The 20,135-nt window shown below is 61.1% G+C and carries 19 protein-coding genes; 9 read left to right on the forward strand and 10 right to left on the reverse strand.

Going from position 1 to position 20,135, the window contains the following annotated elements; genetic code table 11:
- Positions 1-46: 46 nt before the first annotated feature.
- Complete coding sequence (oadA, locus tag IRZ77_RS04540) at positions 47-1,855, reverse strand: sodium-extruding oxaloacetate decarboxylase subunit alpha (protein WP_085601082.1); 1,809 nt, start codon at positions 1,853-1,855, stop codon at positions 47-49.
- An 11-nt stretch (positions 1,856-1,866) separates the two neighbouring features.
- Complete coding sequence (locus IRZ77_RS04545; RefSeq protein ID WP_013974837.1) at positions 1,867-3,282, reverse strand: acetyl-CoA carboxylase biotin carboxylase subunit; 1,416 nt, start codon at positions 3,280-3,282, stop codon at positions 1,867-1,869.
- A 189-nt stretch (positions 3,283-3,471) separates the two neighbouring features.
- On the opposite strand from IRZ77_RS04545, the gene IRZ77_RS04550 reads away from it, so the two are divergent.
- Complete coding sequence (locus IRZ77_RS04550; protein WP_085601081.1) at positions 3,472-4,434, forward strand: LysR family transcriptional regulator; 963 nt, start codon at positions 3,472-3,474, stop codon at positions 4,432-4,434.
- Here IRZ77_RS04550 and IRZ77_RS04555 read toward each other — a convergent pair.
- On the reverse strand, positions 4,376-4,594 hold the full coding sequence (locus tag IRZ77_RS04555) for a PA3496 family putative envelope integrity protein (protein WP_080958475.1): 219 nt from the start codon (positions 4,592-4,594) through the stop codon (positions 4,376-4,378). The two genes, IRZ77_RS04550 and IRZ77_RS04555, sit on opposite strands and share 59 nt — an antisense overlap.
- Positions 4,595-4,810: 216 nt before the next feature.
- On the reverse strand, positions 4,811-5,677 hold the full coding sequence (hexR, locus tag IRZ77_RS04560) for a transcriptional regulator HexR (protein WP_011536461.1): 867 nt from the start codon (positions 5,675-5,677) through the stop codon (positions 4,811-4,813).
- A gap of 103 nt (positions 5,678-5,780) precedes the next feature.
- Here hexR and zwf point away from each other — a divergent pair, with 103 nt between their 5' ends.
- From zwf to IRZ77_RS04585, 5 genes are all read left to right on the forward strand, one after another.
- Positions 5,781-7,223 (forward strand): glucose-6-phosphate dehydrogenase, encoded by a 1,443-nt coding sequence (zwf, locus tag IRZ77_RS04565; RefSeq protein WP_085601080.1) that lies wholly within the window; start codon positions 5,781-5,783, stop codon positions 7,221-7,223.
- 88 nt (positions 7,224-7,311) lie between these two features.
- Positions 7,312-7,626 carry a hypothetical protein gene (locus tag IRZ77_RS04570; protein WP_046615345.1) on the forward strand — a complete coding sequence of 105 codons (315 nt, stop codon included), beginning with the start codon at positions 7,312-7,314 and terminating at the stop codon, positions 7,624-7,626.
- Positions 7,627-7,756: 130 nt separating this feature from the next.
- On the forward strand, positions 7,757-9,943 hold the full coding sequence (gene uvrD / locus IRZ77_RS04575) for a DNA helicase II (protein ID WP_196173017.1): 2,187 nt from the start codon (positions 7,757-7,759) through the stop codon (positions 9,941-9,943).
- A 255-nt stretch (positions 9,944-10,198) separates the two neighbouring features.
- Entirely contained in the window at positions 10,199-11,053 is an 855-nt protein-coding gene (locus tag IRZ77_RS04580) for a Tim44 domain-containing protein (protein WP_013974842.1), read from the forward strand.
- A 114-nt stretch (positions 11,054-11,167) separates the two neighbouring features.
- Entirely contained in the window at positions 11,168-11,575 is a 408-nt protein-coding gene (locus tag IRZ77_RS04585) for an SMI1/KNR4 family protein (RefSeq protein WP_085601078.1), read from the forward strand.
- A gap of 197 nt (positions 11,576-11,772) precedes the next feature.
- On the opposite strand, the gene IRZ77_RS04590 is transcribed toward IRZ77_RS04585, so the two are convergent.
- On the reverse strand, positions 11,773-13,533 hold the full coding sequence (locus IRZ77_RS04590; RefSeq protein ID WP_108480434.1) for a cation:proton antiporter: 1,761 nt from the start codon (positions 13,531-13,533) through the stop codon (positions 11,773-11,775).
- A gap of 342 nt (positions 13,534-13,875) precedes the next feature.
- Here IRZ77_RS04590 and IRZ77_RS04595 point away from each other — a divergent pair, with 342 nt between their 5' ends.
- Positions 13,876-14,361 (forward strand): acyl-CoA thioesterase, encoded by a 486-nt coding sequence (locus tag IRZ77_RS04595; protein WP_003260046.1) that lies wholly within the window; start codon positions 13,876-13,878, stop codon positions 14,359-14,361.
- Here IRZ77_RS04595 and pdxY read toward each other — a convergent pair.
- On the reverse strand, positions 14,358-15,230 hold the full coding sequence (gene pdxY / locus IRZ77_RS04600; RefSeq protein ID WP_046615342.1) for a pyridoxal kinase PdxY: 873 nt from the start codon (positions 15,228-15,230) through the stop codon (positions 14,358-14,360). The two genes, IRZ77_RS04595 and pdxY, sit on opposite strands and share 4 nt — an antisense overlap.
- Positions 15,231-15,350: 120 nt before the next feature.
- Between pdxY and IRZ77_RS04605 the strand changes: the two genes are divergently transcribed.
- The gene (locus tag IRZ77_RS04605) at positions 15,351-15,743 is read left to right on the forward strand and encodes a DUF3301 domain-containing protein (RefSeq protein ID WP_015272369.1); all 393 of its coding nucleotides are present in this window, start codon (positions 15,351-15,353) and stop codon (positions 15,741-15,743) included.
- Here the strand turns inward: IRZ77_RS04605 and IRZ77_RS04610 are convergent, their stop codons facing one another.
- From IRZ77_RS04610 to zigA, 3 genes are read right to left on the reverse strand one after another with little or no spacing between them, the layout of a single operon-like run.
- On the reverse strand, positions 15,744-16,712 hold the full coding sequence (locus IRZ77_RS04610) for a CobW family GTP-binding protein (protein ID WP_108480433.1): 969 nt from the start codon (positions 16,710-16,712) through the stop codon (positions 15,744-15,746).
- Positions 16,713-16,752: 40 nt separating this feature from the next.
- Positions 16,753-17,379: a DUF1826 domain-containing protein gene (locus IRZ77_RS04615; protein WP_046615340.1), complete on the reverse strand. Its 627-nt coding sequence runs from the start codon at positions 17,377-17,379 to the stop codon at positions 16,753-16,755.
- The gene (gene zigA / locus IRZ77_RS04620; RefSeq protein WP_085601073.1) at positions 17,376-18,584 is read right to left on the reverse strand and encodes a zinc metallochaperone GTPase ZigA; all 1,209 of its coding nucleotides are present in this window, start codon (positions 18,582-18,584) and stop codon (positions 17,376-17,378) included. The genes IRZ77_RS04615 and zigA overlap by 4 nt, the downstream gene beginning before the upstream one ends.
- A gap of 122 nt (positions 18,585-18,706) precedes the next feature.
- Between zigA and folE2 the strand changes: the two genes are divergently transcribed.
- The gene (gene folE2, locus IRZ77_RS04625; protein ID WP_135001763.1) at positions 18,707-19,612 is read left to right on the forward strand and encodes a GTP cyclohydrolase FolE2; all 906 of its coding nucleotides are present in this window, start codon (positions 18,707-18,709) and stop codon (positions 19,610-19,612) included.
- Here the strand turns inward: folE2 and IRZ77_RS04630 are convergent.
- Positions 19,596-20,123 carry a DUF3617 domain-containing protein gene (locus tag IRZ77_RS04630; RefSeq protein ID WP_015272374.1) on the reverse strand — a complete coding sequence of 176 codons (528 nt, stop codon included), beginning with the start codon at positions 20,121-20,123 and terminating at the stop codon, positions 19,596-19,598. The genes folE2 and IRZ77_RS04630 overlap by 17 nt on opposite strands.
- Between the last annotated feature and the right edge of the window lie 12 nt (positions 20,124-20,135).

A 20,135-nucleotide genomic window follows, 5' to 3' on the forward strand; every position in this document is an offset into this window, starting at 1 on the left:
AGCATCCGCTCCCCCGAGGTAAACCGCCAGTAGATGAGGGCTTATCTCAGCCTTCGATCTCGATCAGGATCTCGCCCGGTGTCACGCGGTCGCCCTTGGCCACGTGGATGGCCACGATCTTGCCAGCGATACCCGCCTGCACTTCGGTCTCCATCTTCATCGCTTCGGTGATCAGCACAGCCTGCCCGGTCTTGACCATGTCGCCTTCCTTGACCAGCACATCGACGATGTTGCCCGGCATGGTGGTGCTGACGTGGCCCGGGGCGCTGGCCTGCTTGCGCTTGCTGCTGCCGCCACCGACGAATTCGTTGAGCGGCTCGAACACCACTTCTTCCGGCATGCCGTCGATCGACAGGTAGAAGTGGCGCTTGCCTTCGGCCTTCACGCCCACACCGGTGATGTCGACACGGTAGGTTTCGCCGTGCACGTCGATGACGAACTCGGTCGGTACGCCTTCACCGCTGTGGGATGCTACTGCGCCCGCTTCAGGAATTGGCAGCAGGACTTCAGGGGTCAGAGTGCCGGCTTCGCGTTCTTCGAGGAACTTGCGGCCAATGTCCGGGAACATGGCGAAGGTCAGCACGTCTTCTTCGCAACGGGCCAGGGCGCCGATGTCGGCACGCAGCTTGGCCATTTCCGGCTTCAGCAGATCGGCCGGGCGTACGTCGATCACTTCTTCGCTGCCGATCGCCTGGCGGCGCAGCTGCTCGTTGACCACACCCGGGGCCTTGCCGTAACCGCCTTGCAGGTACAGCTTCACCTCGTTGGTGATGGTCTTGTAGCGCTCGCCGGCCAGCACGTTGAAGAACGCCTGGGTGCCGACGATCTGCGAGGTCGGGGTCACCAGCGGCGGGAAGCCGAGGTCTTCACGCACGCGCGGGATCTCTGCCAGCACCTCGTTCATGCGGTTTAGGGCGCCCTGCTCCTTGAGCTGGTTGGCCAGGTTGGAAATCATGCCGCCCGGTACCTGGTTGACCTGCACGCGGGTATCCACAGCGGTGAACTCGCTTTCGAACTGGTGGTACTTCTTGCGCACGGCATAGAAGTACAGGCCGATTTCCTGCAGCAGTTCCAGGTCCAGGCCGGTATCGAATTCGCTGCCCTTGAGCGCGGCAACCATCGACTCGGTGCCTGGGTGGCTGGTGCCCCAGGCGAAGCTGGAGATGGCGGTGTCGATGTGATCGGCGCCGTTTTCCACAGCCTTCAGCTGGCACATGGCGGCCAGGCCGGCAGTGTCATGGGAGTGGATGAACACCGGCAGCGACTGCTCTGCCTTCAGTGCCTTGACCAGTTCGCCGGTGGCGAACGGGGTCAGCAGGCCGGCCATGTCCTTGATCGCGACCGAGTCGCAACCCATGGCTTCCATCTGTTTGGCCTGGTTCACGAAAGCTTCGATGGTGTGTACGGGGCTGGTGGTGTACGCGATGGTGCCCTGGGCGTGCTTGCCGGCAGCCTTGACCGCTTCAATGGCCACGCGCAGGTTACGTACGTCGTTCATGGCATCGAAGATGCGGAACACGTCGATACCGTTGACCGCTGCCTTGGCGACGAACGCCTTGACCACGTCGTCGCTGTAGTGGCGGTAGCCCAGCAGGTTCTGGCCGCGCAGCAGCATTTGCAGGCGGGTGTTGGGCAGCGCCGCGCGCAGCTTGCGCAGGCGCTCCCACGGGTCTTCCTTGAGGAAGCGTACGCAGGCGTCGAAGGTGGCGCCACCCCAGACTTCCAGCGACCAGTAGCCGACCTTGTCGAGCTTGTCGCAGATCGGCAGCATGTCTTCGGTACGCATGCGGGTGGCCAACAGGGACTGGTGGGCGTCGCGCAGGATCGTGTCGGTTACGTGAATTTTCTTGGACATTATGGGGTTCCTCACAGGCCTGCGTGGGCGGCGATGGCGGCAGCGATGGCCAGGGCCAGCTCTTCGGGTTTGCGCTTGATCGAGTAGTTGGTCAGTTCAGGGTGGCTTTCGACGAAGCTGGTGTTGAACTGGCCGCTACGGAATTCCGGATTGCGCAGGATTTCCTGGTAGTACGCGGCGGTGGTCTTCACCCCTTGCACGCGCATGTCGTCCAGGGCCCGCAGGCCGCGGTCCATGGCTTCTTCCCAGGTCAACGCCCACACCACCAGTTTCAGGCACATGGAGTCGTAGAACGGCGGAATGGTGTAGCCGGTGTAGATCGCCGTGTCGGTACGCACGCCCGGGCCGCCGGGGGCGTAGTAACGGGTGATCTTGCCGAAGCTGGGCAGGAAGTTGTTCTTCGGGTCTTCGGCGTTGATGCGGAACTGCAACGCGTAACCGCGGTGCTGGATGTCTTCCTGCTTGACCGAGAGCGGCAGGCCCGAGGCAATGCGGATCTGCTCACGGACGATGTCGATACCGGTGATTTCCTCGGTGATGGTGTGCTCCACCTGCACTCGGGTGTTCATTTCCATGAAGTACACCTCGCCATCGGCGAGCAGGAACTCCACGGTACCGGCGTTCTCGTAGTTGACCGCCTTGGCCGCACGCACCGCCAGGTCGCCGATGTAGGCGCGCTGCTCGGGGGTGAGCTGGGGGCTCGGGGCAATTTCGATGAGTTTCTGGTTGCGGCGCTGGATCGAGCAGTCGCGCTCGAACAGGTGCACGACGTTGCCAAAGCTGTCACCGAGGATCTGCGCCTCGATGTGCTTGGGGTTGACGATGCACTTTTCCAGGAACACTTCCGCGGAACCAAAGGCCTTGGTAGCCTCGGAGATGACGCGAGGGAAGTTCTGTTCCAGTTCTTCACGGCTGTTGCAACGGCGAATACCACGGCCGCCACCACCAGAGGTGGCCTTGAGCATGACCGGGTAACCGATGCGGTCACCTTCGCTCAGGGCTTCGTGAATATCGGCAACGTTGCCTTCGGTACCCGGAGTTACCGGTACACCGGCGGCGATCATGGTGCGACGCGCTTCGGTCTTGTCGCCCATGCGGCGAATGACCTCGGCGGCCGGGCCGATGAACTTGATACCTCGCTCGGCGCAGATCTCTGCCAGTTCAGCGTTTTCCGACAGGAAGCCATAGCCCGGGTGCAGGGCATCACAGCCGGTTTCCACAGCCAGGTTCACCAGCTTGCGCGGGTTCAGGTAACCGGCCAGCGGCTCGGCACCAATGCTGTGGGCTTCGTCGGCGCGCTTGACGTGCAAGGCATGACGGTCGGCATCGGAATAGATCGCGACAGAGCGAATGCCCATTTCGGCGCAGGCACGGACAATCCGAACTGCGATTTCACCCCGGTTGGCGATCAGGATTTTTTTTATCACTGGAGTCTTCCCAAAGCCGTAGGAACAGTCGAGCCGGTTCTACCGGTCGGCGCGTGACCAGACGTTGCTGGCCAGTCGCACATTCACCCTAGCGCTGTAGGTTGATAAACAAAAATCAATATTTGTTAGGGGCTGTATTAGCAAAAGCTTATAGTGCGGTAACAAGGTGTTGCCGAAGGGCGGATAAAAATGCGTAAGTCCTTGATGCGTATGACTTTGCGTCAATTACAGATCTTCAACGAGGTGTGCGATTTGCGTTCGTACAGCCGTGCGGCGGAAGAGATGGCGCTGACGCAACCCGCCGTAAGTCTACAGATCCGCCAGCTCGAAGAGCTGATCGGCCAGCCGCTGTTCGAGTACGTGGGCAAAAAACTCTACCTGACTGAAGCTGCCGAGGCCCTGCAACGCGCCAGCCGCGATATCTTCGGGCGCCTGGAGAGCCTGGACATGCAGTTGTCGGACATGCAGGGCTCATTGCAGGGGCAGTTGAAACTGGCTATCGAATCCAGTGCCAAGTACTTCGTGCCACACCTGTTCGCGGCCTTCAAGCAGCGTCACCCGGAGGTCAACCTGACCCTGACGGTGGTCAATCGCGCCCAGGCAATCCGCCGCCTTTCGGACAACCGCGATGATCTGATCATCATGTCCATGGTGCCGCAGGACATGGGCCTGGAGTTTCTGCCATTCCTCAACAACCCGATCGTCGCGGTGGCGCCGCCCGAGCACCCGTTGTGCAAGCTGGAACAACTGCGCCTGCAGGACCTGGAGCCTCATACCCTGCTGGTCCGCGAACAGGGTTCGGGCACGCGCAAGGCTTGCGAGGAATACTTCAAGGACAAGCGCGTGCATTTCACCCAGACCTTGGAGGTGGCTTCGGCCGACGCCCAGCGCGAGTGCGTGATTGCCGGCCTTGGCATTGCCCTGCTTACCCGCCATGCGGTCAACCTGGAGCTGGCCACCGGGGTGCTGAGGGAGCTGCCTGTGGAGGAACTACCGCTGTACCGCAGCTGGTGCGTGGTGCAGTCCAAGGCCAAACGGCAGTCGCCGGTGGCCTTGGCCTTCCTGGCGTTCATCCGTAGCGAACGTGCACTGATCAGCGCACTGGTTGAGCGTTTTTCGGGGAAGCTGCTGCCGACGCCTGCCAGACCGTGAGCTCTCGCAGCTCGGGGTAGTCCACGAGTTCGCGAAGCAGTTGACGTTGGTCGCAATAGCTCTCGATCGCGCGGCGGTATTCCATGCGGCGCTGATCCTTTTCCTGCTGCTTGCGAGCCTTGGCGCTGGGTTGGTACGTACCGTCGAAGTCACGAGCCATTGCCTGTCTCCCTGATAGGATGCGGGGAGTTTCAGACTGGCTTTGATGGTTTACGGTTTGGCTGTGGAATTGTGACAAAACCGTGAATTTTTACTGCCTGTGCTGGCCCTATCGCCGGCAAGCCGGGCTCCCACACAGTCACCACAGGCCTCGAGTCCTGTGGAGTACCTGTGGGAGCTGGCTTGCCGGCGATAGGGCCAGCACAGGCAATGCAGATCAGTCGTCGGTAGCCTTGATCGACTTGGGCGACAAGCGCAGGCTGCGCAAGCTGCGCTTCACGCTCTTCAGGTGGTTGACCAGGCTCGGCCCGCGCGCCATGGCCACGCCCATGGCCAGCACGTCGATCACCACCAGGTGGGCGATACGCGAAGTCAGCGGGGTGTAGATTTCGGTGTCTTCATGCACGTCGATCGCCAGGTTGACCGTCGACAGCTCCGCCAGCGGGGTCTGGCTGGGGCACAGGGTAATCAGGTTGGCGCCGCTCTCACGGACCAGGTTGGCAGTGATCAGCAGGTCCTTGGAACGGCCCGACTGGGAAATGCATACCGCCACATCACCCGGCTTCAGGGTCACCGCCGACATCGCCTGCATGTGCGGGTCGGAATAGGCTGCCGCGCTGAGCAGCAGCCGGAAGAACTTGTGCTGGGCATCGGCCGCTACCGCACCGGAGGCGCCAAAGCCATAGAACTCCACGCGCTGCGCCTGGGCCATGGCGGTCACTGCCTGCTGCAGCGCCTGCGGGTCCAGGTGCTCGCGCACTTCCATAAGGGTGTGCAGCGTGGTGTCGAAGATCTTCAGGCTGTAGTCGGCGACCGAGTCGTCTTCATGGATAGCGAACTGGCCGAAACTGGCTCCCGCAGCCAGGCTTTGCGCCAGCTTCAGCTTCAGGTCCTGGAAGCCCGAGCAACCGATCGCGCGGCAGAAACGCACGATGGTCGGTTCGCTGATACCCACGCTGTGCGCCAGGTCGGCCATGGAGCTGTGCATGACGGCAGCCGGGTCGAGCAGCACGTGGTCGGCTACTTTGAGTTCCGATTTGCGCAGCAGGTGGCGCGATTGGGCGATATGTTGCAACAGATTCACAGGCTGGACTCGGTTATGATCGGCTGGCCGGGTTGTAGCTTTCTTGTAGTTATACTACATGGACGCCAACCCGCCCAGTTAAACGAACGTGGAGAGTGGTGGTTTGACTATTCCTTGCGACATTCTGGTCTTCGGCGGCACCGGCGATCTGGCCCTGCACAAATTGCTTCCGGCGCTCTACCACCTGTTTCGCGAGGCCCGTTTGAACAACGCCGTGCGGATCATCGCGCTGGCACGACGCAACTTGCCACGTAACGATTATCTCAAGCTTGCCGAGCGCCATTGCCGGGCACAGATTGCCCGCAACGACTTCGACGAAGAGGTCTGGCAGCGGTTTTCAGCACGAGTCGACTATTTCGCCATGGATGCTTCGCAAAGCGCCGATTTCGGCCGCCTGGCGCGCTACCTGGGCGAGCCCGGCGGCTTGACGCGCATCTTCTACCTGGCCACCGCTCCCAACCTGTTCGTGCCTATTGCCAAGCACCTGCATAACGCCGGCCTGGCCGACGCCGAAGCGCGCATCGTGCTGGAAAAGCCGATCGGCCACTCGCTGGAATCGGCTACCGCCATCAACGAAGCGATTGGCGCAGTGCTGGAGGAAAACCAGGTATTTCGCATCGACCACTACCTGGGCAAGGAAACCGTGCAGAACCTCATGGCCCTGCGTTTTGCCAACGCCCTGCTGGAGCCGGTGTGGCGCAACAACCAGGTCGACCACGTGCAGATCAGCGTATGCGAGACCTTGGGGGTAGAGAACCGCGGCGCCTACTACGACCGCGCCGGGGCGACCCGCGACATGCTGCAGAACCACTTGCTACAGCTGCTATGCCTGGTGGCCATGGAGCCCCCCGCGCAGTTTGAAGCCGAAGCGGTGCGTGACGAGAAGGTGAAGATTCTGCGGGCTCTCAAGCCCATCACTGGCCAGGATGTGCAGGACAAGACCGTACGCGGCCAGTATGGCGCCGGGCGCATCGGCGGCCAGGAAGTGCCGGCCTATTATTTCGAAAAGGACGTCGACAACGACAGTGACACCGAGACCTTCATCGCCATCGAGGCGCACATCGACAATTGGCGCTGGGCGGGCGTGCCCTTCTACCTGCGTACGGGCAAGCGCATGGCACGGCGCTCATCGCAGATCGTCATCCAGTTCAGGCCGGTGCCCCACGAGCTGTTCAACGGTGGCCAGGTCAACCAGCTGCTGATCCAGTTGCAACCGGACGAACGCATCAGCCTGCGCATGATGACCAAGAGCCCGGGCAAGGGCATGCGCCTGGAACCTGTGGACCTGGATCTGAACCTGGCCCAGGTGTTCAGCCAGACCCGCCGCTGGGACGCCTACGAGCGCCTGCTGCTGGATGTACTGGAGGGCGACTCGACGCTGTTCATGCGCCGCGATGAAGTGGAAGCGGCCTGGGCCTGGATCGACCCGATCATCAAGGGCTGTGAAGAGCACTTCCAGGCACCGCGCCCGTACCCGGCAGGCAGTAACGGGCCGGAGCAAGCCAACAGCCTGCTGGCCAGGCACGGCAGGCACTGGCATAGCTGAAGCACTGCCCTGCTCCCGTGTCAGGCGAAAGGGCAGAAAGTAGCCCCAGCGCGCTGGCGCTACTTTCAACCCTAGACAGGAGCAGACAATGGCTACTATCACCAACCTCGTTGCAATCAACGACATCGCCCACGGCAAGCAGGTTTTCAGGGTTCATGGCACGGTTACGGTCGCCTCCCCGGCCATCGAACCGGTACTGGTCGAGCCCAAGGTGCGCCACAGGGGTGGCTGGGAAGTGCTGGAGCTTCAACTGCTGGATAGCGGCGCAATCACACCGCAGGTGCTGACGGAAAAAACCGTGGTCTTCGAACGTGCAGGCGGCACTGGCTGGAAAACCGTGGAGATAATCCATGCCGACAGTTCGCAGCGCTGCGAAATTCGCACCATCGAGGCGATTGACTGAGCCGCTGCCGGCCAGGTCGCCCGAGCGGTGGCCTGGCACCTGCCATCAGCTCGATGAACGGGCATGCGGCAGGTGAATATTTATACAGTGGAGGTTTGCCCCATTTCCTGCCGCGCCCTAGAATGGCCCGATGCGCACAGACGACCTCTCCCTCCTGCTGAATTCCCTCAACGATGCCCAACGCCAGGCCGTAGCGGCCACGCTCGGGCGTCAACTGGTGCTTGCTGGCGCCGGTTCCGGTAAAACCCGCGTGCTGGTGCACCGCATTGCCTGGTTGATCCAGGTGGAGCAGGCATCGCCGCACTCGATCCTGTCGGTGACCTTCACCAACAAGGCTGCGGCAGAAATGCGCCAGCGGATCGAGCAACTGCTGGGCATCAACCCGGCAGGCATGTGGGTCGGCACCTTCCACGGCCTGGCCCATCGCCTGCTGCGGGCCCACTGGCAGGAAGCACGGCTGGTGCAGAACTTCCAGATCCTCGACAGCGACGACCAGCAGCGCCTGATCAAACGGGTGATGCGCGAGCTGGGCCTGGACGAGCAGAAATGGCCGGCACGCCAGGCCCAGTGGTTCATCAACGGGCAGAAGGACGAAGGCCTGCGCCCACAGCATATCCAGGCCGGGGGCGACCTGTTCCTGTCGACCATGCGCGACGTCTATACCGCCTACGAGCAAGCCTGCGAGCGCGCCGGGGTCATCGACTTCTCCGAGCTGCTGCTGCGCGGCCTGGACCTGTGGCGCGACCATCCGGGCCTGCTGGAGCACTACCAACGGCGCTTCCGCCACGTGCTGGTGGACGAGTTCCAGGATACCAACGCCGTGCAGTACGCCTGGCTGCGCCTGCTGGCGCGCGGCGGTGACAGCCTGATGGCGGTGGGCGATGACGACCAGTCGATCTACGGCTGGCGCGGTGCCAAGATCGAGAACATTCACCAGTACACTGCCGACTTCCCCGACGCCGAAATGATCCGCCTGGAGCAGAATTACCGCTCCACCGGCGGCATCCTCAAGGCTGCAAATGCGCTGATCGCCAATAACAGCGGGCGCCTGGGCAAAGAGCTGTGGACCGACATGGGTGAAGGCGAACCGCTGACCCTGTATGCGGCCTACAACGAGCATGACGAAGCGCGCTACGTGGTAGAAACCATCGAGAGCCTGGTCAAGCAGGGCAATGCACGCAACGAGATCGCCATTCTGTACCGTTCCAACGCCCAGTCACGGGTGCTGGAAGAAGCACTGCTGCGCGAACGCATCCCCTACCGCATCTACGGTGGCCAGCGCTTCTTCGAGCGCGCGGAAATCAAGAACGCCATGGCTTACCTGCGGCTGATCGAAGGCCGTGGCAACGATGCCGCCCTGGAGCGGGTGATCAATGTGCCGCCACGTGGCATTGGCGAAAAAACCGTCGAAGCCATCCGCGAGCACGCCCGCCACAGCCAGCTGTCGATGTGGGAGGCCATGTGCCAGCTGCTCGCCGCCAAAGCCCTGAAAGGCCGCGCCGCCAGTGCCCTGGGTGCGTTCATCGAGCTGATCGAGGGGTTGGCTGCCAAGGTCGTGGACATGCCACTGCATACCATGACCCAGACCACCATCGAGCAGTCCGGGCTGATCATCTATCACCAGGAAGAAAAAGGTGAGAAGGGCCAGGCACGGGTAGAAAACCTTGAGGAACTGGTCAGCGCAGCGCGCAACTTCGAGTCCACCGACGAAGACGCCGACCTCTCGCCACTCTCGGCATTCCTCGGCCACGCCTCGCTCGAGGCAGGCGATGCCCAAGCCGACGAGCATGAGGACAGCGTCCAACTGATGACCTTGCACAGCGCCAAGGGCCTGGAGTTCCCGTATGTGTTCCTGGTGGGTATGGAAGAAGGCCTGTTCCCGCACAAGATGAGCCTGGAAGAGCCTGGCCGTTTGGAAGAGGAACGCCGCCTGGCTTATGTGGGCATCACCCGCGCCATGCGCCAGCTGGTCATGACCTACGCCGAAACGCGTCGCCTGTATGGCAGCGAGACCTACAACAAGGTTTCACGTTTCGTACGCGAAATTCCGGCGGGCCTGGTTCAGGAAGTGCGCCTGTCCAACAGTGTCAGCCGCCCGTTCGGCGGTGCAAAGACGGCCACGAACAGCAACCTGTTCGCAAATGCCAGCATTCCGCAGACCGCGTTCAACCTGGGCCAGCGTGTGCAGCATGCGGTATTCGGCGAAGGCGTGATCCTCAACTTCGAGGGCTCCGGCGCCCAGGCGCGGGTGCAGGTGAATTTTGCCGAAGGCAGCAAGTGGCTGATGCTGGGGTATGCCAAGCTCGAGGCTATCTAAAAGCCTGCGCAGGTCCTTGTAGGAGCGGCCTTGTGTCGCGATAGGGCCGCAAAGCGGCCCCACCATAGTGGCGTTGACGCTGATATCTTGGGGCTGCTTCGCAGCCCTTTCGTGACACAAGGCCGCTCCTACAAGTCCGTCAAAAGCACGTTGTAACACTCAGGCAAAAGCTAGAAACATTATGTCGCTGGTCATGTGCCCGGGAACCTGTGCACCATGACGCGCGTGCAATCCACAACAGGGGATATCCCATTTATGCAACGTTTTCTTAGCATCGCTCTGGCGCTCTGCGTCGGCCTGACGCTGAGCCTGGACGCCAACGCCAAGCGTTTTGGCGGCGGCAAGAGCTCGGGCTCCGCGCCTATTCACCAGACCCGCCAGGCCACGCCAACCACGCCTGCCGCCGCGCCGACCGCACCTGGCCGTGCCGCTCCGGCCGCCAGCGGTGCTTCGCGCTGGTTGGGCCCTCTGGCCGGCCTCGCCGCAGGCGGCCTGCTGGCTTCCATGTTCATGGGCGACGGTTTCGAAGGTTTCCAGATCATGGACTTCCTGATCGTGGCGCTCATCGCCTTCCTGGTGTTCCGCTTCATCGCAGCGCGCCGTCGCCAGCAGCAGCCACAAATGGCCATGCCGGGCCATGCGCCGATGCAGCGTGAAGCTCACGCACAGCCTGCCCAGCCATCGATCTTCGGTGGTTCGGCTGCACCTGCTGCCGCAGCCGCACCGGTGATCAACGCCCCGGCCTGGTTCAACGAGCAGAACTTCCTGGCTGCTGCCCGTAACCACTTCCAGGCGCTGCAGCAGCACTGGGACGCTAACGAGATGGACAAGATCGCCGAGTTCGTCACCCCTCAGATGCTCGAGTTCCTCAAGCGCGAGCGCGCTGAACTGGGTGATGGCTTCCAGTCCACCTATATCGACAACCTCGAGGTGCAGCTGGACGGTGTCGACGACCGTGCCGACCGTACTGACGCCACCCTGACCTTCCGTGGCGTGTCGAAGAACTCGCGCTTCGACCAGGGCGAAGTGTTCAGCGAAAGCTGGCACATGGTCCGCGCCCAGGGCGAAAACCAGCCTTGGCTGGTGGCCGGTATCCGTCAAAACGGCTAACCGCTGCGTGCTGCACAAAAAACCCCGGGCCTGCCCCGGGGTTTTTGCTTTTGCCAGAGTGGCCTACTAGGGTATAACGCGCAGCGTTGTCATCTAGGTCAGAGGAAGTGAACCGTGGAAGAAGTGATCGAGCAACTCCGTGAAGCCAATGAGCCAGTGCCGGTGCCCCTTGAGCTTCCCGATGAGGACCAGCTGGTCGAGATCGAAGAAGAGCTGTTCATCAACATTCCGTTCGTGTTCAAAGAGTTCCTGCTGACCGTCAGTGACGTGGTTTATGGCTCACTGGAGCCGGTGACCGTTACCGACCCACAGTCGCATACCTACCTGCCAGAAGTCGCCGCCAACGCCTGGGATGCCGGCGTACCACGTGACCTGATTCCACTATGCCAGGACGGCGACAACTACTACTGCGTCGAAGAGGATGGCACCGTGGTGCTGTGGGATGCCGAAGAGCAAATCGTCGGTGAAGACAGCTGGGAATCGGTGTGGCACTGGGCGCGGGATGTCTGGTTGGAGAGCTGATTTCGATCTCTGATCTGGTGCTGCTTGTGCCGGCCTCTTCGCGGGTTTACCTGCGTAGAGGCCGGCACAGAAATGGGAATTTATGGCCTAATGCCACTGGTATAGTTAAGATCGCCAGGCTTTCTGCGCATGACGACATCGCTACCGCTCCATCCCCTCGGACGACGGTGAAATCTTGCGCAGGGAGCATTGCCCCTTCAGTGCGTATTCTCGCGGCTGTTCTCCAGCGTCTCCAGCAAGGCAATCTGCATGCGCGTATGCACGCGGATAAACCAGCGCCACAGCAAGGCCACCACCACCGCAGCCACCACGGCAATCACCAACAGCAGCTCGCTGGTCGGCAGAATGCTCGCCGACAGCGCCGACAGCAGCAGGAAAATTACCAGCAGCGACAAAAGCGGGATTACCTCGGCAATCACACGGCGCACCCGCTGGGTATGCCGCCCGGCCGTTTCCGGCTTGACGCCCATCTCTGCCAGTAGCATCGACAGCGCCTTGAGCTTGCGATAGGCAGCAATCAGGAATGGCAACGACAGCAATAACGCTGCGCCCCAGATCAGTGCTTTCTGTTGGCTGGCATCGCTGACCCACTCGCTGAGCCAGTTACCGATACGCCCGGCGAAATAGCCACCACTGAAGAAGATGGCGATCACCAGCGCCAGGTTCACCCCAACCTGCAACAGGATGCGCCGGATCATCGCCGCGAGCATGGCGCCCTCGCCCTGCGGCTGGATGCTGCGCAACCATTCGCCATACAACGACAGCACCCGCGCCAGACGGCTGGGCACTACCTTGCCCAGCTTGAGCGACAGCGGGTCGGCGGCACGGATCAGGTAGGGTGTCAGCAGCGTGGTGATTGCGGATACAGCCACCGCCACCGGGTAGAGGAAGTCGCTGGTCACCTGCAGGGTCATGCCCAGCGCGGCGATGATGAAGGAAAACTCGCCAATCTGCGAAAGCCCCATGCCCACTCGCAGCGATGTACGCCCGTCATTGCCGGCAATGAACGCGCCCATACCGCACGAGAGCATCTTGCCCATCACCACCGCCAGGGTAATGACCACGATCGGCCAGGCATAGTCGATCAGCACCTGGGGGTCGATCATCAGGCCGATGGCGACGAAGAAGATGGCGCTGAACAGGTCGCGTACCGGTTCGATCAGGCTCTCGATCTTCAGCAACTGGCGCGACTCGGCCATGATCGCGCCAATCAGGAAGGCGCCAAGCACCATGCTGTACTCGAGCTTCACCACCAGCAGGCAGAAGCCGAAGCACAGGCCCAATACGGTTATCAGCAGCATCTCGTTGCTTTCGAACTTGGCCACGTAGGCCAGCAGCCGCGGCACCAACAGGATGCCGACGACCAGCGCGACGATCATGAACAGCGACAGCTTGCCGACAGTGGAGAACACCTCGCCCGAGCTGACCGTACCGCTGACGGCGATGCCCGACAGCAGGGCAATGATGCCGATACCGAGGATGTCCTCGACGATCAGCACGCCGAATATCAGCTGGGCGAAACGCTCGTTCTTCATTTTAAGGTCATTGAGCGCCTTGACGATGATGGTGGTCGAGGAAATCGCCAGGATGGCGCCGAGGAACAGCGAATCCATGGTGTTCCAGCCGAACCAGCGGCCAATCTCGAAGCCGATCCAGATCATCAGCACGATTTCCAGAAACGCCGCGATGAACGCCGTGGCGCCTACCTTGAACAGCTTGCGCAGGCTGAATTCGAGCCCCAGGCAGAACATCAGGAAAATCACCCCCAGCTCGGCGAGGGTCTTGATGGTGTCTTCGTCGTGGATCAGGCCGAACGGTGGAGTGTGCGGGCCGATGATGAAGCCGGCGACGATGTAGCCCAGCACCACAGGCTGCTTGAGGCGGTGAAAGAGAATGGTGACCACGCCAGCAACCAGCATGATGACTGCCAGGTCCTGGATAAAGCTGATGGCATGCATGGCGTGATACTCCTTTTCTCGTCCGTTGCCGGGTGCCTGGGCAGACCGCTCCTCCGCCAAGGCAACCCTGAGCGAGCAGCAAGTACATACTGTTTTAATGCAGGAAAAGCCCATGTTGCATGGGTGTAGTCAGGTTAACATCGCACCCCGCCGCAAAAAGGCGGTGCAATATGCAGAAACAGATCGGCTGGAAAAGCGCCGGTGATGGCATGATCGGCGTGACGATGGAGCGTCAGCCAACGTCCCGTACCAGGAAGGCAAATTCAAAAGAGGGGAACAGAAGTGTCTGCAGATAATGCCCCCCATTCGCCCGATTCAGCGCAACCTCACCGTGAGCACACTATGGAACCTGGAAACGCCCAGCTGAGCATGACCGTCCTGATGACCCCGGACATGGCCAACTTTTCTGGCAACGTACATGGCGGCACACTGCTCAAGTACCTCGACGAAGTGGCCTATGCGTGCGCCAGCCGCTATGCCGGCAGCTATGTAGTCACCCTGTCGGTCGACCAGGTGATCTTCCGCGAGCCCGTGCACGTGGGTGAACTTGTGACCTTCCTGGCATCAGTAAACTACACCGGCAACACCTCGATGGAGGTGGGCATCAAGGTGGTGACCGAGAACATCCGCGAGCGCTCGGTGCGCCATTCCAACAGTTGCTTCTTCACCATGGTCGCGGTCGACGACAACCGTCGCCCGGTGCAGGTGCCGCCGCGCCAGCCGCAAAGCAGTGAAGAAAAGCGCCGCTTCCTGCAGGGCCAGCAGCGCCGACAGATCCGCCAGGAGCTGGAAAAACGCTACCAGGATCTGAAAACCGACGCGATTTAAAGCGCCAGCAGCTGTGCCTCGAAGCGCACCCTTGGGTGCGCGATGCGGTCCTGGGCCCGCACCAGCTGCAGTTCATAGCTGGCACAGGCCTGGGTTTCCAGCAGCACTTCGTGTACCGCCGCAGCGGTGAATTCGAACGCCTGCACCCAGCTGTCGCCAAGCAGGGCTCGGGCCAGGAACAGGCCTGAAGTCAGGTCCCCCACCCCTACCGGCTGCCGCGGGAACGCCAGCAGCGGGCGGCGCAGGTGCCAGCTTTGCTCGGCGGTCACCAGCAGCATCTCAAACTGATCTTCGGCGCGTCCGGGGTAGGCCAGGTGCTTGACCAGCACCACCTGCGGCCCGCGCTGCAGCAGGCTGCGCGCCATGTTCACGCAGTCCTCCAGCGACTGCGCTCGGCGGCCACAGAAGCTGTCCAGCTCCAGCTGGTTGGGGCACAGGATGTCAGCCCTGGCGGCCGCCTCGTCGAGCAGGAACTCGCTGACTTCTGCTGGCACGATGCAGCCCTTCTCCGGGTGCCCCATGACCGGGTCACACAGGTACAAAGCCTTTGGGTTCACCGCCTTGATCCGCTCGACGCCGGCCAGAATCGCCCGACCTTGTTCGGCACTGCCCAGGTAACCGGACAACACCGCGTCGCAATGTCCCAGCTCGCCGATGTTGGAAATGCCTTCCACCAACGCAGGAATTTGCGCAGGGGCAAGCACTTCACCTGCCCACTGGCCATACTGTGTGTGATTGGAGAACTGCACGGTATTGAGCGGCCACACGTTGACCCCGATGCGCTGCATGGGAAACACCGCGGCGCTGTTGCCGGCGTGGCCGAACACCACGTGGGACTGAATGGCGAGCAAGTGCGGGGTACGTTTCATGCGGGAGGTTTCCAAAGCTGTTTCAGGGATTGTGCGCAACGCAGTATGAACTTGATTGCCACCTGTACGACAGGCCAGGGACGCAGTTAAGCTGGATCGACCTGTTTGGAGCATATGCAAATGTTGACCCTGGAAAACCTCTTCGTCCTGATGCTGGTCGCCACTGCAGGCGCCTGGTTGTGGCACAACCATGGGTTGCGCGAGAAAGCCCTGGAACGGGTCAAACAGCATTGCGCCAAGCTAGACCTCGAACTACTCGACGACGCGGTCGCGCTCAAGCGAATCGCCTTTGTCCGTGACGCCAACGGCCGCAAGCGCCTGGCGCGCGTCTACGCCTTCGAGTTCACCGTCACGGGCGAACAGCGCCACCCCGGTACCGTGACCCAGTTCGGCGCCCACAGCGTGCAGATAGAACTGGCGCCCTACCCGTTCGAGATCAAGACCCCACCGCGCACCGACAATGTCATCGAGATGCAGCAGTGGCGCCAGGAGCACAACCGCTGGCGCAATTGATCAGCTGACACGACATTCGCTCAACCCGGCCTGCAGCACTGATTGCGATTGCGGCTGGTCGAAAATCAGCTCGATACGCGTATCCCTGCGCCAGTCGCTGGGCTGCCAGGCGGGCATGTCCCCATTCAGGCCATTGAACGACTGCCAGCCCTCCACGCTGTGGATAACCCCCTTGGCGCGCCGCCATGGCCAAGTGCGCAAGAATGCCTGCAGCCGTTGTGGATAAAACTGCTGGCCAGGGTGCCATCGCCAGCCAATGCTCCAACCCCCCTCTCCCTGCTGGGCAAGACAGATAGGCTGGCCGGGATCAGCCCATAGCGCCGGTGGACTTCGAAAATTGTCGGTAATCCTGTTATCCACAACCAAGCTGTCGACCATGCCATGGGTTACATCGGGAAGGTCCGACAAGGGCAGCTTCCCTTGGACGGTCCAGAATATTTTCTTCCCAGATAATTTATTATTTATCAATGACTTATATTTTTCATCCACAACCTCGGATTTGTTCAAGACAATCCAATCAGCAGCATCGAACGCCTGCCGTTGAGCCTCCAGAAGCTGCTCGTTCCGGACCATGGACTGTGCGTCCACGACCATCAGTAATGGCTGTATTTTCAGCACGCCAGCCCAAGGAGGTTGTTGCAACTGAGCAAGCAACTGCAAAGGATGACCCAGCCCGGACGGCTCGATGAACAGCCGGTCAGGGCGGGACTTGCGCAGCAGTCGACCCAGGCCCACCTGGAACGGCATGCCATTGACGCAGCACAGGCAGCCACCTGCGACCTCACCGATGGCGATGCCGTCCTCGTCACGGCTTAGCAAGGCCGCATCCAGGCCTACCAGGCCGAATTCGTTGATCAATACAGCCCAGCGCTCATTGGCCGGGCGCTGGGCCAGCAAATGACGGATCAGGGTGGTTTTGCCGGCCCCCAGCGGGCCGGCAATCACGTGAGTTGGAATGTTCTGCAACATGGGGCGGCTTCGGGCGATGTTGATGCCTCACTATGCGCCGTCAGGCCAGCCAGTCAAGGCTGAGCAGCAGGCGCCCCAGCTGCCCCGAGGGCGAACGATGCACCAGGCCCGCGCCTTCGTTGCCCTGCCACTTTTCACCTTTGAGCACCGCCACGTCGCCAGCTTGCAAGTGCTGTACGTTATCCACAGGCGGCACTGCTGTGTGTAAGTCACCCCGAGGGCTCGCGTCCTCTTTCAACCACTCGCTACCTGGGCCAGCGTAGGTGGTGAGCAGGCGCAGCGGAACGTTATCCACATGGAAGCGCGGGCACATGGGACCTGTCAGTACCCGCAGGCGCAGACCGACCCGCTGCGCACCCACCAGGCAGGTATAGGCCGCCACCAGCCAGGCAACATCCGACACGAATGCCTCATAGCCGTGCAAATCGGCCGCTTCGCGCAAGAGTTCGGTGAATACCGGCATGCGCTGCTCGTCCACATCGATGACGCGCTGGTCAGCCAAGGGCTGGCCAAGGCTGACCACCAGCGCGGCAAAGTCCTCCAGTTGTGGCGGCAGACGTCGTCGCCATACCGCCAGGTTCACGCCATCCTGCAGCACATCGGTCAGCACCTGCGGTGTCTCGCCAAATACCTGGAAAATATCCACAGGCTTGCGTGCAGGGTTCATGCTGCGGCCTCCTCATGCCATGGACCAAACGGATCGGGCAGGCGCAACCAGCCCATGTGCCCCAGCTCCATTTCCTGATCGGTCAAAAGGCATGCATCGAGTTCTGTGGATAATTTTTCGAAGTCGATATTCTGTCCGATGAACACCAGTTCCTGCCGGCAATCACCGCTCTCGGCAACCCAGTTCTTCAAGATTGCGGCAGTGTTATCCACGTCCTGTGGCCACTGCTCGCGCGGCACGAAACGCCACCAGCGGCCCGCCAGGCCATGGCGCATCATGCCGCCTGCCTGCGACCAGCTTCCGGCTTCCTGGTATTTGCTGGCCAGCCAGAAAAAACCTTTCGAACGCAACAGTCGGCCATTGCTCCAGGGCGTGTGGATAAAGTCGAAAAAGCGCTGTGGATGAAGGGGCCGCCGGGCCTGCCAGGTGGTGGCGGCAATGCCGTACTCTTCGGTTTCCGGCACATGCTCGCCACGCAACTCCTGCAGCCAGCCCGGTGCCTGGGCAGCCTGGTCGAAGTCGAACAGGCCGGTATCGAGGATGCGCTCCAGCGGTACCCGGCCCATGACCATGGGCACGATCTGTGCCCGGGCATTGAGGCTGCGCAGAATGGCCATGAGTTCTTCGCGCTCGTGCTGGCTGATCAGATCGATCTTGCTCAGCAACAGTACATCGGCGAACTCGACCTGTTCGATCAGCAAGTCACTGATCGAGCGCTCGTCCTCCTCACCCAGGGTTTCGCCGCGGCTGGCCAAGCTGTCTGCTGCCTGGTAATCACGTAGGAAGTTCAGCCCATCGACCACGGTGACCATGGTGTCCAGGCGCGCCATGTCGGACAAGCTGCGGCCCTGTTCGTCCCGGAAGGTGAAGGTCTCGGCCACCGGCAGTGGTTCCGAGATCCCCGTGGACTCGATAAGCAGATAATCAAAGCGCCCTTCTTCGGCCAGCCTCGCGACTTCCTCAAGCAGGTCTTCACGCAGCGTGCAGCAGATGCAGCCATTGCTCATCTCCACCAACTTCTCCTCGGCACGGTTGAGGCTCACGTTGCGCTGCACCTCGCTGGCATCGATGTTGATTTCGCTCATGTCATTGACGATGACCGCAACCCGCAGGTTGTCGCGGTTACGCAGTACATGGTTGAGCAAGGTGCTCTTGCCGGCGCCAAGGAAGCCGGACAGCACGGTGACAGGGAGACGGTTGGACATGGCGAAACCTCTTCAGGCGAGCGCATTCGAAACGATGCATTGCACAATGTTATAAAGTAACAATACAATTTCGCCAAGCCGTTCTCGATGGACGCGTGCTCCTCCTCTGTTTGGAATGCCAAATGACCCAGCTCAAGCTCCCCGACATTGCCGCACAAACCCAGGAATACGCCTTGCCTTTGAACTGGGTGGGCATGTGCGGGATCGCCCAACCTGTGCAATTCGAAGGGCGCACAGCAGCTGCTACTGTCGACGCAGGCGTTAGCCTGGTAGACGGAAGCTCACGCGGTATCCATATGTCACGGCTTTATCTCGCCCTGGAGTCTTTGGAGCACCAACCCCTGTCGCCGCTCACAATACGCAAACTGCTGGCTGACTTCCTGAGCAGCCACGAAGGCCTTTCTTCCGCAGCTTATTTGCGTCTGCGCTTCGAGCATCTGCTGAAAAGACCTGCTTTGATCAGCCCATTGGAAGGTTGGAAAAGCTATGCCGTCGCAGTCGACGCAAAAATCGAAAATGAAATGTTCCACGTGGAACTATCCGTTTCCATCCCTTACTCCTCGACCTGCCCGTGCTCGGCCGCACTTGCACGTCAGCTGATTCAGCAGCAGTTCCAAGCGCATTTCAGCGCCGAGCTGGTCGATAAATCAGCGGTACTACAATGGCTTGGCAGCGCCGAAGGCATCGTAGCGACGCCCCATAGCCAACGTAGTTACGCGCAAATTCAGGTAAGGTTGCGCAGCAATCAGCAGGTTCTGCCAATCACCGAGCTGATCGACCGCATAGAAGCAAGCCTTGGGACAGCGGTGCAGACCGCAGTCAAGCGCGCAGACGAACAAGCCTTTGCCTTAGCCAACGGCCAGAACCTGATGTTCTGCGAAGACGCCGCGCGTCGCCTGTACAAGGCGCTACGGCAAATAGAATGGAGCACGGCTTTCAAGCTGCGCGTGGAACATGCAGAAAGCCTGCATGCCCACGACGCTGTCGCGGCCAGCCAGTGGCAATGGGACGTCAGCTGCGCGGCTTGACCGAGCCGCAGTCATTGCCCAACCACACGGCACGGGTGTTCATGCTGCCTTGCTGCTGTACACCCGACGCGTTGAACGTACCGTTGACCTGGGTAGTGAATTCCCGGTCACTGAGGAAAGTCGCCTGACCGCTGCCCTGCGCTTTGGGACAGCTGAATTGAAACTTCCACACATTGCCGGTGCGATCGGTGATCTTCTGGGTACAGCCTGACTTCGGATCCTGCAGCGGGATATCGTTGGTTGCCACCTGTTCTGGCGTGAGGCACGAGCGCACCCCCTTACCCCCTACAGTCACCCCCTGTTTGGCCAGCACCCCTTCCATCATCGCGCGCTGCTCCGGCGGCAGGTTCTTCAACTGGCCGAGCATGAACTCCATGTCAGGTAACGGCTTGCCATCGACCTGCATGTTGCTGGTGGTCAGCTCCCACAAGCCAGGCTGCAACATCTGAGCATGCACCAGCGGGCTGCTCACACCTAGGGCCAACGCCAACAGTGGCAGACGAATCTTCATGGACGAACGCTC

Origin of the sequence: Pseudomonas pudica (genome assembly GCF_015680405.1) — a bacterium.
Lineage (GTDB): Bacteria > Pseudomonadota > Gammaproteobacteria > Pseudomonadales > Pseudomonadaceae > Aquipseudomonas > Aquipseudomonas pudica.

What these genes read in the sequence shown, in the direction of transcription:
- oadA (WP_085601082.1), bottom strand. Translation starts at nt 1,855, where the DNA reads ATGTCCAAGAAAATTCACGTAACCGACACGATCCTGCGCGACGCCCAC.
- IRZ77_RS04550 (WP_085601081.1), top strand. Translation starts at nt 3,472, where the DNA reads ATGCGTAAGTCCTTGATGCGTATGACTTTGCGTCAATTACAGATCTTC.
- IRZ77_RS04555 (WP_080958475.1), bottom strand. Translation starts at nt 4,594, where the DNA reads ATGGCTCGTGACTTCGACGGTACGTACCAACCCAGCGCCAAGGCTCGC.
- IRZ77_RS04570 (WP_046615345.1), top strand. Translation starts at nt 7,312, where the DNA reads ATGGCTACTATCACCAACCTCGTTGCAATCAACGACATCGCCCACGGC.
- uvrD (WP_196173017.1), top strand. Translation starts at nt 7,757, where the DNA reads ATGCGCACAGACGACCTCTCCCTCCTGCTGAATTCCCTCAACGATGCC.
- IRZ77_RS04580 (WP_013974842.1), top strand. Translation starts at nt 10,199, where the DNA reads ATGCAACGTTTTCTTAGCATCGCTCTGGCGCTCTGCGTCGGCCTGACG.
- IRZ77_RS04590 (WP_108480434.1), bottom strand. Translation starts at nt 13,533, where the DNA reads ATGCATGCCATCAGCTTTATCCAGGACCTGGCAGTCATCATGCTGGTT.
- IRZ77_RS04595 (WP_003260046.1), top strand. Translation starts at nt 13,876, where the DNA reads ATGGAACCTGGAAACGCCCAGCTGAGCATGACCGTCCTGATGACCCCG.
- pdxY (WP_046615342.1), bottom strand. Translation starts at nt 15,230, where the DNA reads ATGAAACGTACCCCGCACTTGCTCGCCATTCAGTCCCACGTGGTGTTC.
- IRZ77_RS04605 (WP_015272369.1), top strand. Translation starts at nt 15,351, where the DNA reads ATGTTGACCCTGGAAAACCTCTTCGTCCTGATGCTGGTCGCCACTGCA.
- IRZ77_RS04610 (WP_108480433.1), bottom strand. Translation starts at nt 16,712, where the DNA reads ATGTTGCAGAACATTCCAACTCACGTGATTGCCGGCCCGCTGGGGGCC.
- IRZ77_RS04615 (WP_046615340.1), bottom strand. Translation starts at nt 17,379, where the DNA reads ATGAACCCTGCACGCAAGCCTGTGGATATTTTCCAGGTATTTGGCGAG.
- zigA (WP_085601073.1), bottom strand. Translation starts at nt 18,584, where the DNA reads ATGTCCAACCGTCTCCCTGTCACCGTGCTGTCCGGCTTCCTTGGCGCC.
- folE2 (WP_135001763.1), top strand. Translation starts at nt 18,707, where the DNA reads ATGACCCAGCTCAAGCTCCCCGACATTGCCGCACAAACCCAGGAATAC.
- IRZ77_RS04630 (WP_015272374.1), bottom strand. Translation starts at nt 20,123, where the DNA reads ATGAAGATTCGTCTGCCACTGTTGGCGTTGGCCCTAGGTGTGAGCAGC.